The 14055-nt window shown below is 40.1% G+C and carries 13 protein-coding genes; 6 read left to right on the top strand and 7 right to left on the bottom strand.

Annotated features, from left to right (window positions below; all coding sequences use genetic code 11):
• Positions 1-13 precede the first annotated feature (13 nt).
• The gene (locus A6E03_RS11335; protein WP_176703474.1) at positions 14-1372 is read right to left on the bottom strand and encodes a sodium-dependent transporter; all 1359 of its coding nucleotides are present in this window, start codon (positions 1370-1372) and stop codon (positions 14-16) included.
• 479 nt (positions 1373-1851) lie between these two features.
• On the opposite strand from A6E03_RS11335, the gene A6E03_RS11330 reads away from it, so the two are divergent.
• The 3 genes from A6E03_RS11330 to A6E03_RS11320 are packed head-to-tail and all read left to right on the top strand — an operon-like array spanning position 1852 to position 4251.
• Positions 1852-2292: an ATP-dependent zinc protease gene (locus A6E03_RS11330; protein ID WP_065592065.1), complete on the top strand. Its 441-nt coding sequence runs from the start codon at positions 1852-1854 to the stop codon at positions 2290-2292.
• The gene (gene rimK, locus A6E03_RS11325; RefSeq protein WP_065592064.1) at positions 2292-3197 is read left to right on the top strand and encodes a 30S ribosomal protein S6--L-glutamate ligase; all 906 of its coding nucleotides are present in this window, start codon (positions 2292-2294) and stop codon (positions 3195-3197) included. Before A6E03_RS11330 ends, rimK begins: the two co-directional genes overlap by 1 nt.
• On the top strand, positions 3157-4251 hold the full coding sequence (locus A6E03_RS11320; RefSeq protein ID WP_065592063.1) for a succinylglutamate desuccinylase/aspartoacylase family protein: 1095 nt from the start codon (positions 3157-3159) through the stop codon (positions 4249-4251). Before rimK ends, A6E03_RS11320 begins: the two co-directional genes overlap by 41 nt.
• 69 nt (positions 4252-4320) lie before the next feature.
• On the opposite strand, the gene A6E03_RS11315 is transcribed toward A6E03_RS11320, so the two are convergent.
• The 4 genes from A6E03_RS11315 to purL form a co-directional block, all read right to left on the bottom strand.
• The gene (locus A6E03_RS11315; protein WP_065592062.1) at positions 4321-4806 is read right to left on the bottom strand and encodes a GreA/GreB family elongation factor; all 486 of its coding nucleotides are present in this window, start codon (positions 4804-4806) and stop codon (positions 4321-4323) included.
• Between the two features lie 77 nt (positions 4807-4883).
• Positions 4884-5210 carry a DUF3622 domain-containing protein gene (locus A6E03_RS11310; RefSeq protein WP_065592061.1) on the bottom strand — a complete coding sequence of 109 codons (327 nt, stop codon included), beginning with the start codon at positions 5208-5210 and terminating at the stop codon, positions 4884-4886.
• Positions 5211-5379: 169 nt separating this feature from the next.
• On the bottom strand, positions 5380-5889 hold the full coding sequence (locus A6E03_RS11305; RefSeq protein ID WP_065592060.1) for an RNA methyltransferase: 510 nt from the start codon (positions 5887-5889) through the stop codon (positions 5380-5382).
• A 242-nt stretch (positions 5890-6131) separates the two neighbouring features.
• Positions 6132-10028 (bottom strand): phosphoribosylformylglycinamidine synthase, encoded by a 3897-nt coding sequence (gene purL / locus A6E03_RS11300; protein ID WP_065592059.1) that lies wholly within the window; start codon positions 10026-10028, stop codon positions 6132-6134.
• Between the two features lie 363 nt (positions 10029-10391).
• Between purL and mltF the strand changes: the two genes are divergently transcribed.
• Both mltF and A6E03_RS20270 read left to right on the top strand, forming a co-directional pair.
• Positions 10392-11876: a membrane-bound lytic murein transglycosylase MltF gene (mltF, locus tag A6E03_RS11295; protein ID WP_065600887.1), complete on the top strand. Its 1485-nt coding sequence runs from the start codon at positions 10392-10394 to the stop codon at positions 11874-11876.
• Between the two features lie 155 nt (positions 11877-12031).
• On the top strand, positions 12032-12190 hold the full coding sequence (locus A6E03_RS20270; protein ID WP_176703472.1) for a hypothetical protein: 159 nt from the start codon (positions 12032-12034) through the stop codon (positions 12188-12190).
• A gap of 85 nt (positions 12191-12275) precedes the next feature.
• Here A6E03_RS20270 and tadA read toward each other — a convergent pair whose 3' ends face one another.
• The gene (tadA, locus tag A6E03_RS11290; RefSeq protein WP_065600886.1) at positions 12276-12797 is read right to left on the bottom strand and encodes a tRNA adenosine(34) deaminase TadA; all 522 of its coding nucleotides are present in this window, start codon (positions 12795-12797) and stop codon (positions 12276-12278) included.
• A 1-nt stretch (position 12798) separates the two neighbouring features.
• A complete protein-coding gene (locus A6E03_RS11285) occupies positions 12799-13671 on the bottom strand; it encodes a LysR substrate-binding domain-containing protein (RefSeq protein WP_065600885.1) in 873 nt (290 codons plus the stop codon).
• A gap of 190 nt (positions 13672-13861) precedes the next feature.
• Between A6E03_RS11285 and A6E03_RS11280 the strand changes: the two genes are divergently transcribed.
• A partial coding sequence (locus A6E03_RS11280) for an alcohol dehydrogenase catalytic domain-containing protein (protein WP_176703471.1) occupies positions 13862-14055 on the top strand: 194 nt, incomplete at its 3' end.

Here is a 14055-nt window from a genome sequence, read left to right as displayed (position 1 = left end):
TACGATGAGAATGTTAGAACGATGCCCAAAGAACCGTAATAACTAAAATAGGACACACAAACTTCACATACAGAGGCCAAACCTTACCAAAGAACCCTTGTTGAAATTCTGGATAACCTTGCTCAAGTTCTTTAATTTTAGAATGACGGCTCCACACCCAACCACCAAATACACAGAACAATAATGCCGCAACAGGTTGCAAGTACTGAGTCGCAATCATGGCAACCAAACCAAATAACTCACCAAAATTAAATACGATTATCACACTGAAAACAGCAATCAGAGCACCTAGCACCCAACTTGTTGGCGTTCTTTTAGTTTTAAATCGCTCGCTCACTAAAGAAACTGAACACTCAAGCATTGAAATTGAAGAGGTTAATGCTGCAATCGTTAACAATAAGAAGAAAACAATAGCAAACAAGTCACCAAATAAACCTAAACTATCAAACATCATTGGTAACACAGTAAATACCAAGGTATCAGAACTGATTAATGAGCCATCTTCTGCATAAATTTGAACGCCTTTTTCCATCGCTACAAACATTGCAGGCATTACCACTAGCCCTGCAATAAATGCAACTGCGGTATCAACCAAAGTTACGTTCATTGCCATTTTCGGTAAGTTCTCTTCTTTACTTAAATATGAACCATAAATAAGCATCGAACAGCCACCAATTGTGAGTGAAAAAAAGCCTTGCCCCATCGCAGCCAGGATCAGTTTTTTATCCATTACCTTTTCAAAATCAGGGATAAGATAATGCTTCAATCCCTCAACGGCTCCATGTTGCATCATGATGTAAACAAACAATAAACCAAATAAAACAAACAAAGCAGGCATTAAACGAGTAGACCATTTCTCAATACCGTCTTTAATTCCACCCTGTACGATTAGAATAGTTAATACATAAAAGAATATTGTGCCTAGTAAATTACGCTCAATGCTAAAACCTTTAAACCATTCTGCAACATCGTGTAATCCAATAACATTCGCCATAGCACCAAGTAAAAAACAGATTAACCAGCCACCCACAATGCTATAAAACATTAAAACAACACTAGGAACACTCAAGCCTATCCAACCAACAAAAGCACCAATACGCTTGCCTAATGGGTTTGATGTTAGTGAACGCATACTATCAACTGGGTTCGCCTGTCCATGACGACCAATCGCCATTTCAACAACAAGCATTGGAAAAGCCACCACCAGTATCATGACAAGATAAACCAATAAGAAAGCCCCACCACCGTTACTAGCGGCTTGTGTTGGGAATCCCCAAATATTTCCTAATCCAACAGCCGCACCTGCTGCTGCCAAAATGAATCCTATACGTGAACTAAAACTTTCTCTGTTATTGGTCATTCTTTGTATCACCACACTAGTACAATGTACGTATAGTAACTTCACTCATTATTAAACACCAGTTATAAATTCCTAATTAATTCATTTATTTTATGAATTAATAAGTACTTAGCAGCTATCTCTACATTAAAAGGATTCGACAATATTATATTCATTCATTTATTATCAAAATAATGATTATCACCGTGTTCTTTTTTTAAACAAAATACATAAGTAGTCATAACTCGTTAACATATACACCCATTAGAAAAACTAATCAAAAAGCGTCAAAATTATAATCTATTTTTTATTTGACGAAATTAAAAACTACTGATAAATTCGCCCTCATTGAGTCACGGTGTACACATCCTATAACACCTCTCTATATACTCCACCAAACTCCAGACTACTGAGTAATATACTCAGACAATTAGATGGTAGCCAAATGGGTTAGATATCCGCAAAGTATTTACTATACTTAATTGTGGATTTTTTCTATTTGAGACAAATTAATGACAGATAAAATCATAGTCGGATGGCGCGAATCACTTAGCCTTCCAGAACTTGGTATTAAATTAATTAAGGCAAAAGTTGATACTGGCGCCCAAACTTCTTGTTTACATGCATTTAAAGTAGAGCCCTTCACAAAGGATGGTGAAGACTGGGTCCGTTTCTGGATTCATCCAGAAAAGCGTAATAACGATTTCGTGCAAATTTGTGAAGCACCTATCGTTGATCGCCGCTCAGTAAAAAGTTCAAGTGGTCAAGAAGAGATGCGTTATGTCATCAAAACAATGATCCGTTTATCAGGCCAAGAGTGGCCAGCTGAAATAACATTAAGTAACAGAGAAACAATGGTGTTTCGTATGTTACTTGGCAGATCATCAATGCAAGATCGCATTGTTGTTGATCCATCGTCGTCTTACCTAGTTGATTTTGAGGAAAATGTATAATGAAAATCGGTATTTTATCGCGTAACCAAGACCTTTACTCTACTCGCCGTTTAATCGAAGCTTCAGAAAGTCGTGGCCATGAAGTGAAAGTAATTGATGCATTACGTTGTTATATGAATATCAATTCAGAGCAGCCTCAAATTCACTTTAAAGGTGAAGAACTGATTAATTTCGATGCAATCATCCCTCGTATTGGCGCATCAGTTACCTTTTATGGTACTGCGGTATTACGCCAATTTGAAATGATGAATGTGTACCCTGTAAATGAATCAGTTGCGATTACTCGTTCTCGTGACAAACTGCGTTCAATGCAATTACTTTCTCGTAAAGGTATTGGTATGCCGATTACGGGCTTTGCAAGCAAGCCTGATGACGTTAAAGACCTATTAGACATGGTTGGCGGTGCGCCAGTTGTGATCAAGCTCTTAGAAGGCACTCAAGGTATCGGTGTTGTTCTTGCAGAAACACGAAAAGCAGCAGAAAGTGTTGTTGAAGCTTTCATGGGCTTAAAAGCTAACATTATGGTTCAAGAGTTCATCAAAGAAGCTGGCGGTGCTGATATCCGTTGTTTCGTTATTGGTGGCAAAGTGATCGCAGCAATGAAGCGTCAAGGTGCAGAAGGCGAATTCCGCTCTAACTTACACCGTGGTGGCTCAGCGTCACTAGTAAAATTAACTCCTGAAGAGCGTAAGACAGCAGTCGCTGCAGCAAATATCATGGGCTTAAATGTAGCAGGTGTAGATTTACTTCGCTCTGATCGTGGTCCACTTGTAATGGAAGTGAACTCATCTCCGGGCTTAGAAGGCATTGAAGCAGCGACAGGTAAAGACGTTGCTGGCCTAATTATTGATTTTATTGAGAAAAATGCAGCGACTAAAAGGACTAAAACTCGTGGCAAAGGCTAAAAAAAATCAAGCGTTTGAAATACTAACGCACTCGGTTGCACCTGGTGAAAGAAAGGTAATTGAGATTGAAGCCGCTAAGCTTTATACGCACTCACCTCTATCGATCCCTGTTGAGATCATTAACGGCCAGCATGCTGGCCCAATCCTGATGGTAAATGCTGCCATTCATGGTGATGAACTTAATGGTGTTGAAATTGTTCGACAGTTAATTAACAACGTTGATCCTAAGACATTAAAAGGGACTCTTATTGCAGTACCTATTGTTAATGTCTTTGGTTTCATCCATAAATCACGCTATCTTCCGGATCGCCGTGATTTAAACCGTTGCTTCCCTGGCTCTGAAAAAGGCTCTTTGGCATCTCGTATGGCAAATACTTTTTTCACCCAAATAGCGCAACGTTGTGATTATATTGTTGACTTACATACTGGTGCTATTCACAGAACGAATCTTCCTCAAATTCGTGCTGATCTAAGCAATCCTGAAACGTTACGTATTGCACACGCATTCGGTACGCCAGTGATTGTAGATTCGCCTCTTCGAGATGGTTCTCTTCGCAGTGAAGCTGAAAAATGTAATATTCCAGTATTAACGTATGAAGCGGGTGAAGCTTTACGCTTTGAGCCTATCGCGATTAATGCGGGTTATGTTGGCGTACAACGTGTAATGCAAGCCATCGGCATGTTAAAGGCAAGTAGAAAACGCTTACCTGAAGCCATCATAGCCAAATCAACAAGTTGGTTACGAGCAGAAAGTGACGGTATTTTACGTACGGTTGTAACGCTTGGTGAGCAAGTTGATAAAGGCCAAGTTTTGGCTTATATCAGTGCACCATTAGGTCACAGTGAAATCGAACTACGCGCTCATAAAGGCGGTATTGTTATTGGCCAACAAACCTTACCTTTGGTTAATGAGGGAGATGCTATTTTCCATCTTGCTTATTTTACCGAAGATGATGAGATGGTGGGTCAAACGGTTGAAACGTATATCGATGAAATTATCGAAGCGGATACTGACCAATTAACTAACGGTCAAATCACAACATCTACACTTTAGTATTTCTATTAAAGTAATTTAAAAATAAGAGAGGTTCACCTCTCTTATTTTATATCTAACTATCTGTTATTACTGCACGTCTATAATTTCGTATTGCTGCGTCTTACCCGCTAAATTCAATTCAAATTCATCACCAAGTTGTTGCCCTATCATGGCTTTTCCTAGCGGAGCTGACGGCGTTATTAGTGAAAATGTCATCTTATTATGAGTTACTTTTACTCCACCGGCTGATGGGCCTATAAAAAATACACTCTCGACATCATCTTTATTTACAACCGTCACTAAAGCACATTGGTTAATCGCACTGTCTTCTGTGTATTCTAATCGCGGTAACTTTCGATACGCTAATATATCCGCTTCACATTCAGCAACTCGCAATGCCTGTCCATGAGCTAGATAAGACGCCTCTAAACCAAAGGTTTCATACTTACTGCGTGCTATTGCTTCTTTGTCTGTCGCTTGATCAATCGCTCGCTGCGTTGCTTCAACCGCCATTTGATGAACATCACGCAACGCTTGGATAATTGATTCTAATAATGCTTCTTTTTCTATCATCAAAACAATCCATAATATCAAATATAAAAAAAGGCGCTCAAATAAGCGCCTTTTTTATTTCGAATTATTCGAGAAGATTACTCTTCGTCGTAATCGTAATCGTCTTCTTCATTAGCGGCATCACGAGCGGCTTCATATTCCGCTTTTTGTGCTGCTGACTTCTCTTTCTTACGAGCGATCATTTCTTCTTTTTCAGTACGTTGATCAGCTTTACGATCATTACGAACCGCTTGAGTCTTTGCAAATTCAACAAGCTCTTTTTGAGCCCATTCAACTGCTTCAGCTTCGCTTTCAAAACCAAGCTGACGCTTAGATACAACCGTTCTGCGAGAAGTTACTTGGCGCGTAATTTCAGCAGCCCAAGCGTTACGTTTTTCTACAATACGGTAATCAAATTTTGCCATTTTTATTTCCTAGAATTCGATAGTTAAGGGATAGATCATTACTAAAAAATCCATCTATAACTGCAGCACAATAACTGCATTCCCTTTAATGCCCGCTATTAGAACACATCTAGCCAAAAATGCATCAAAAAGATGTCAATCTATAAGCGCTTTAAAGGAGAAGTTGATCTTATTTTTTTACAACTAAATGATTGCGGTTGTCTCGGCTACTGCGGATCAACTCATCACCTTTCACAATATCAACGGATTTTGCTAATCGATCGTATAGAAGAACATTCACTGTAGCTGCTAAATTCATGCAACCAACCGTTGGAACATAAACGACATAATCTGCTCTATCTGCAACTTGTTGGGTAATTGAACCATCTTCAGGGCCAAAAACATAAATTGCCTTGTCTGGATGTTGAAACTCAGGAAGAGATATTGCTCCCTCAGCAAGTTCAACACACACCACCTTCATGCCTTCTGGCAGTCCATCTAATAAACAATCTACGCTGGTCAGCGGAATTTTATTCGCTACTTTCTTTGTGTCTGTTTGAAATTTAACGGCACGATCGTATCTCTCGCCAGTATAACGAACATCATCAACTTGATAACAACCAGCAGCACGCATCACTGCGCCAACATTGGTAGGGCTTTTAGGGTTACTTAAACCAATTGTGACGTGCGTATTTTTCATTGTTTTTTCCGAAAGATAAAATTAAAGCGCTATTCTAACAAAAAAACCGCTGAAGCCTAAACTCCAACGGTTTTATTTGAAAAGAGCCGTCTTTACCCAACTCTTTTATTTATTATAGAACAGACTGTTAATTCAATTTTCAGATTTTTATCACATTTTCAAAAAATCATAATAAATAATTGATTATTAAATTAAAGATATTGGTTAACACTTAATAAGCCTCAACCAAAATATGCTCTAAATTAGCCAATATTCTTACGGGCATTTTGGAACATACGCATCCAAGCGCCATTCTCGCCCCACGTCTCTGGAGCCCAAGAGTTAGCAACCGTACGGAAAACACGCTCTGGGTGAGGCATCATGATAGTTACTCGACCATCCGTCGTTGTTAACCCGGTAATGGCGTTTGGTGAACCGTTCGGGTTATTTGGATATTGCTGCGTTTGATTACCGTTATTATCAACGTAACGTAGAGCAACAGTGCCTGAGCTTTCAATCGCTGCTAGATGTTCATCATTACGAACTTCTACACGACCTTCACCGTGAGAAACCGCGATTGGCATACGAGAACCTTCCATTCCATTAAGGAAAATAGAATCTGATTTCTGCACTTCAACTAGGCTAAAGCGTGCTTCAAAACGCTCTGATTCATTGCGCACGAATCGAGGCCAGTATTCTGCACCAGGGATAAGTTCACGTAGGTTAGATAACATTTGACAGCCATTACATACGCCTAGGGAGAAGGTATCTTCACGCTTAAAGAAACCTTCAAACTGGTTACGAGCATCTTCATTAAACAGAACTGATTTAGCCCAACCTTCACCAGCGCCTAGTACGTCACCGTAAGAGAAGCCACCACACGCCACAAGACCGTTGTACTCTTCCAGTACTGCAGAGCCAGTAAGGATGTCACTCATGTGAATATCTGTTGCTTCAAAGCCTGCGCGGTCAAACGCTGCTGCCATTTCAACGTGAGAGTTAACACCTTGCTCACGTAGAATTGCCATCTTAGGTTTAGCACCTAGGTTGATATAAGGCGCGGCAATATCTTCGTTTACATCAAAGCTTAGGCTAACGTTTAGACCTGGATCTGAGTTGTCTTTTTTCGCTTCATGTTCTTGGTCTGCACATACAGGATTATCACGTAAACCTTGCATTTTATGCGTAGTTTCAGCCCAGATAGTACGTAATTCAGTACGGTTACGTTCTACTATAACGGTTTCACCAGACTTAATAACCACTTCGTCAGACGCTTCAACAGAACCAATAACGTGTGAACATTCACCTAACTCATTTGCAGCTAAGGTTGATAACACTGAATCTAAATCGTCATTACGAACTTGGATTACCGCACCTAACTCTTCGTTAAATAATGCAGCTAATGTATCTTCGCCTAATGCTTCAATGCTCGCACTCACACCACAATGTCCAGCAAATGCCATTTCAGCAAGCGTCACGAATAAACCACCATCGCCTTTATCGTGGTAAGCCACGACTTGATCATTTGCGATTAATGTTTGAATGCCTTCGTAGAAGCCTTTTAGCTGTGCTGCATTGTCTACGTCTGCTGGTTTATCACCAAGTTGCTTGTAAACTTGCGCTAGTGCTGTTGCACCCATACGGTTTTTACCGTTCCCAAGGTCAATAAGAACTAGCGATGTTTCACCTTTGTCAGTGCGTAATTGTGGAGTCACTGTCTTACGAATATCTTCAATACGTGCAAAAGCGGTAATCACAAGAGAAAGAGGAGAAGTAACTTCTTTCTGCTCACCATTCTCTTCCCACTTAGTCTTCATAGACATTGAATCTTTGCCTACTGGAATAGTAAGACCAAGTGCCGGACAAAGTTCTTCACCTACGGCTTTAACGGCTTCGTAAAGACCCGCATCTTCACCTGGGTGACCCGCTGGAGACATCCAGTTTGCAGATAATTTAATATTCTTAATATCGCCAATATTTGTCGCTGCAATGTTGGTAATGGCTTCACCAACCGCTAAACGAGCTGATGCACCAAAGTCTAGTAGAGCAACGGGTGTACGCTCACCAAGAGACATCGCTTCACCGTGGTAAGTATCATAACTTGCCGCAGTTACCGCACAGTTAGCAACAGGAACCTGCCATGGGCCAACCATTTGGTCACGAGCCACAAGACCAGTCACTGAACGGTCACCAATCGTGATTAAGAATGTTTTCTCTGCCACTGTTGGTAAACGAAGAACACGCTCAATCGCATCATTCATTTCAATGCCTGAACGATCAATCGCTGGGTTATTCGCTTTTAGCGTTTTTGCATCACGGTGCATCTTAGGCGTTTTACCTAGAAGGATGTCCATTGGCATATCAATTGGTGTATTGTCGAAATGTGAATCTTCTAACTTAAGGTTACGCTCTTCCGTTGCTTTACCAACAACCGCATATGGCGCACGTTCACGCTTACAAATCGCTTCAAATGTCGCTAAGTCTTTATCTGCAACCGCCATAACATAGCGTTCTTGAGATTCATTACACCAAATTTCAAGTGGGCTCATGCCCGGCTCATCATTGGGTACATCACGTAAGTTAAAGATACCGCCACGCTCACCATCATCAACAAGTTCAGGTAATGCGTTTGAAATACCACCTGCACCTACATCGTGGATAAATGCGATTGGGTTTGCATCACCAAGCTGCCAACAACGGTCGATAACTTCCTGACAACGACGCTCCATTTCTGGGTTTTCACGTTGTACTGAAGCGAAATCTAGATCTTCAGAAGAAGAGCCTGAGTCCATTGAAGATGCTGCACCGCCGCCAAGGCCGATGTTCATCGCTGGACCACCAAGTACGATTAAGCTTGCGCCTACTGGGATCTCTTTCTTCTGAACATGATCATCACGAATATTACCTAAACCACCCGCAAGCATGATTGGCTTGTGGTAACCACGTACTTCTTCACCATTATGAGAGTTTACTTTTTCTTCATAAGTACGGAAGTAACCTAATAGGTTTGGACGACCAAATTCATTGTTAAATGCCGCGCCGCCTAGAGGGCCTTCAAGCATAATATCAAGCGCAGTAACGATACGGTTTGGCTTACCAAAATCCGTTTCCCACGGTTGAACAAAATTAGGAATTTTTAAGTTAGATACGGAGAAACCAACTAAACCCGCTTTTGGTTTACCACCGATACCTGTTGCGCCTTCATCACGGATTTCACCGCCAGAACCTGTTGATGCGCCCGGCCAAGGAGAAATAGCCGTTGGGTGGTTATGGGTTTCTACTTTCATCAAGATGTGTGTTTTTTCTTGATGGTAACCATAACCACGCGTTTCTGGATCAGGGAAGAAACGGCCAACGGTAGAACCCGTCATTACTGCGGCGTTATCTTTGTAAGCAGACAGCACGTTTTCAGGAGTGACTTCAAAGGTGTTTTTGATCATTTTGAATAATGATTTATCTTGCTTAACCCCATCGATAGTCCAATCTGCATTGAAGATTTTGTGACGACAATGCTCTGAGTTCGCTTGTGCAAACATCATTAATTCAATATCAGTAGGATTGCGACCTAGCTTTTCAGTAAAGCTTTCTAATAGGTAATCAATCTCATCTTCTGCCAATGCAAGACCTAGGGTAACGTTTGCGTTTTCTAGCGCTTTACGACCACCTAAAAGTAGATCGACCTCTGCGTATGGCGCAGGCTCTGCAACCGTAAATAATGCCGCCGCTGATTCAAAATCAGTGAAGACAACTTCCATCATACGATCATGAAGAATGGCTTTTAATTCAACCAATTGAAGTTCAGAAAGTGTTTCTGACGTTTCTACGTAATAAGCCGTACCACGCTCTAAACGTGCGATTTTAGCTAAACCACAATTATGGGCGATATCAGTAGATTTAGAAGACCAAGGAGAGATAGTACCCGGACGAGGGGAAGACAGAAGTAATAAACCTTCTGGTTTATGTTCTTCAATTGTTGGACCGTAAGTTAGTAGTTTTTCTAGCTTTACAATTTCAGATGCATCAAGATCTGAGGTTACGTCTGCAAAGTGGGCAAACTCAGCATAAATACCAGTGACAGGTAATTTTAGCTCGCGACAAAGCTCAAGCAGCTTATTAACACGAAATTCAGATAGAGCAGGTGAACCACGCAAAATTCTCATGTACTTAGGTCTCTTCGGCAATGAATTAAAGGTAATATTGGTATAGCTTCATGTAGTTATAAATAATTAACTCTATTAAATATTGATAACTCATAGTAACCATGCCGATGTTACCTCTGGTATTGCGAGCGCATTATAAAGGATTTTGTTTTGTGAAGTAACACCAAAAGCAACCGTTTGCGTATTTTTTTTAAAAAAATATCAAATGGGCTTAATTTTTTGTGGCTTTGAGTGAAAAATAGACGATATCATATTTATTCTGTCTCGATCTCTAAAAATTGTTCTAATTTGTTACCGTGCTTTTGCCTCTTTTTCTCCCATTTGATATAACTACGCCTTAATTATTTACAAGAGCATTCTGACTTGAGCCGCATCCGATATTATCGCCTTTTACCATCTTGCTTGGTTGTTTTTACTTTGGCTTTTACCCTAACGGGCTGCCAAGTAGAATCAGAACCAAAAAATAAACTAGAACAAGTAAGAGAACGCGGTATTTTACGAGTCAGTACTTTAAATAACCAACTGTCTTATTATATTGGTTCTGATGGTCCTACAGGGCTTGATTATGATCTAGCAAAAGCCTTTGCTGAAAAACTAGAAGTAAAATTAGAAATTACACCTGCGTATACTTACTCTGGTTTATTCCCTGCACTTAATCGCAATGAAGTCGATATCGTTGCCGCTAATATGACCATCACTCCAGAACGTCTACAGCAATTTATTCCTGGACCTGTGTATTATTATGTCAGTCAACAAGTCGTGTATAAAAAAGGCAGTTGGCGCCCTCGTAATATAAAAAATCTTACCGAGCTTGATGAGAACTTAACTATAGTAAAAGACTCGAGCTTTGAAGGAACATTAATCAAGTTAAAAGAGAAGCACCCAAATCTCGATTGGCAAACAGAACCAGATACTGACGTTAGTGAATTATTAAAAAAAGTAGCCAATGGCGAAATACATTACACTTTAGCGGATTCTGTTGAATTATCGCTAACTCAACGAATTCATCCTGATTTAGCGGTTGCTTTTGAGTTAACCGAAGATCAGCCTGTCGCTTGGTTTTTACAAAAAACAGAAGACGATAGTTTACAAGCTCTGGTCATTGAATTTTTTGGTGAACTAAAAGAAAGTGGCAAACTGGCCCTTTTAGAAGAAAAGTATTTTGGCCATGTTGAATCGTTTGATTATGTTGACACTCGTGCTTTTATTCGAGCACTAGAAAGCAAACTTCCTAAATGGGAACCCCTATTTAAAAAGTACGCGGGTGACTTTGATTGGCGTTTCTTAGCGGCATTGTCATACCAAGAATCGCATTGGAACCCATTAGCAAAATCACCGACAGGGGTTCGTGGCATGATGATGTTAACGCTTCCAACAGCTCAATCTGTTGGCGTTAAAAATCGCTTGAGCCCAGAACAAAGTATTCGCGGCGGGGCTGAATATTTACGACGTATAGTGAAACGTGTTCCTGATTCAATTACAGAACACGAAAAAATTTGGTTTGCCTTGGCTTCATATAACATTGGTTTTGGTCATATGATGGATGCGCGCCGTTTAACACAAAGTTTAGGTGGTGACCCTGACTCATGGACTGACGTAAAAGATAACTTACCTTTATTACGCCAAAAACGTTATTACAAATATCTTCGTTATGGTTTTGCTCGCGGTGATGAAGCTCAAAACTATGTTGAGAATATTCGTCGTTATTACCAAAGTATTATTGGTTACGAACAAGAACAGGCAAACAAGTTAATTCAAGAAGAAATTACCGTCGAAGATTTAACTGTAATAGATGTCCCTTTATCTTCAGCAACACCGGCAATCAGTAATGCGGTTTCGAACCAGTAATATCGAGATCATACAGAGGTAGAACAATAGTAAATTGCTTTCATATAACGGTAACAATGAATCAATATGCTAGATAGTTCGCTCATAACATTATTTCAAATAGGGCTAATGCAATTAGCCCTATTTTTTATTTATTACACTAAAAAAGAGGATCTATGATCTCTAATAAAAGAAAACTTAAATCACAAACGTCTTTAAAAGGAAGCACTCAACGTCGACGTAAATTATTAAACAACCATAAAAAAGTGCTTCATCGCCAACGACTGTATTCTATGTCTCTATTTGATGAAGGTGAATCATTCTCTTGTCGTTAATCATTTCTACGCTAATCTTTATGTGCACACATTAAAAAAGGCAAATGAACGTTCAATTTGCCTTTTTCATATCAACCAATTTATTCTATTGGTTTTTCAATTCTTCTTCTCGCTGTAACTTTCGTTGTTCTTTTATCTCTTTTCTTCTACGCCTAAAAAAAGCTTGCAGTTGCTCTCGACACTCGTCGGCCATTACTCCTGATTCACACTCAACAAAATGAAAAGCAGTGGCTGCTGTAAACAAATTAATGACACTGCCTGATGCCCCTGTTTTTAAATCCGCTGCACCAAAAACAACCTGTTTAATTCGACTCTGTACGATGGCGCCAGCACACATTGGGCAAGGCTCAAGAGTGACATATAACGTCGCGTTAACCAGCCGATAGTTCTTAACGGTTTGCCCTGCTTGCTTAATCGCCATCATCTCAGCGTGAGCGGTAGCATCATGAGTTCCAATTGAACGGTTCCAGCCCTCTCCTATTATCTCGCCATCTAGCACAATAACGGCACCAACAGGAACTTCACCTTCACCTTCTGCGATTGAGGCAAGCTCTATCGCTCTTTGCATATAGAACGTCGCGTTCTTATTCTCGTCTAAATCTACCATTCTATTCTGCTAACTCTTTTGCTAAGAACTCAACCAATAAACGAACTTTTGTTGAAAGGTGTCGATTGTTGGGATATACCGCCCAAATACCTTCTTTAGGCTCTCTATATGGAACCAGTATTTCGACTAATTCCCCTTTATCCATTGATTCTTGAACATAAAAATCAGGCAGCTGAACAATGCCTAATCCTTTTAAAGCAGCATTCGTTAGGGCTGCGCCACTATTACAATGAACCGATCCCTTTACTCTTACACTTTTTTCTTTTTTATTTTCAATGAATCGCCAAATAGGCAAACTGCCAACTAAACAATTATGCTGAGAGAGTTCAGACAAGGTATGTGGTTCACCATATTTTTCAATATAACCGGGGGAAGCACACACTCTAACTTGTCGACTAGACAGACGTTTTGCCATCATAGTTGAATCGGTTAAACGACCTAAGCGAATCGCTAGATCAAAATCTTGCTCAATTAAATCGAACGTTTGATTTGATAGTATCAGTTCAAGTTCAAGCTGAGGATACATCAGCATAAAATCACTAAGCAGTGGCGCGATTAGTTGCTCACCATAAGTCACTGACGAAGTGATCTTTAAACGACCTTGAGGCGTTGCGTTAAGCTCAGTGATTGCTCTATCTGCTTGCTTTAATCCTTCAACCAAATGACGACAATGTTGGTAGTAGGTTTGACCCGCCTCTGTAACCGATACTTTTCTGGTTGTTCGGATCAATAATTTTATTGATAAACGGTCCTCTAAAGCGGCTACTTTACGACTGATCTGTGCCACTGATGTTTCAAGAGCTCTCGCAGCACCGGTAAAACTTTGCGCTTCAGCAACTGCAACAAATTCAGTTACTCCTTCCCAATCAATCACAACATGTTCCTCATTACTATTATTACGTATACGTAAAGATTATTTACCATTCTAGCGTATTATCAAATAAGGAGAAATACTTATAATGGCATACAACAAGACGACGAGCACAAACAAAAAATAGCACTACGCTTAAAATGAAACCGCTTATTTATGTCGTCGATTACATTATCCCAATAAGGAAAATCCAATGGCTCTTGATATTAAACCTGATCAAACACACATCAAATCTAAAGCAATGGTAGCTTGGGCTGCTGGCGAACCTCTTAAAATGGAAGAAGTTGATGTTCAACTTCCTAAAGCGGGCGAAGTATTAGTTCGCATCGTTGCTACTGGCGTATGTCACACTGATTTATTCACTCTTTCTGGTGATGATCCAGAAGG

The organism is Aliivibrio sp. 1S128, from assembly GCF_001691065.1.
Classification (GTDB): domain Bacteria; phylum Pseudomonadota; class Gammaproteobacteria; order Enterobacterales; family Vibrionaceae; genus Aliivibrio.
The sequence above is the reverse complement of the archived record's forward strand: the minus strand, read 5'-3'. Positions and strand labels throughout refer to the sequence as shown.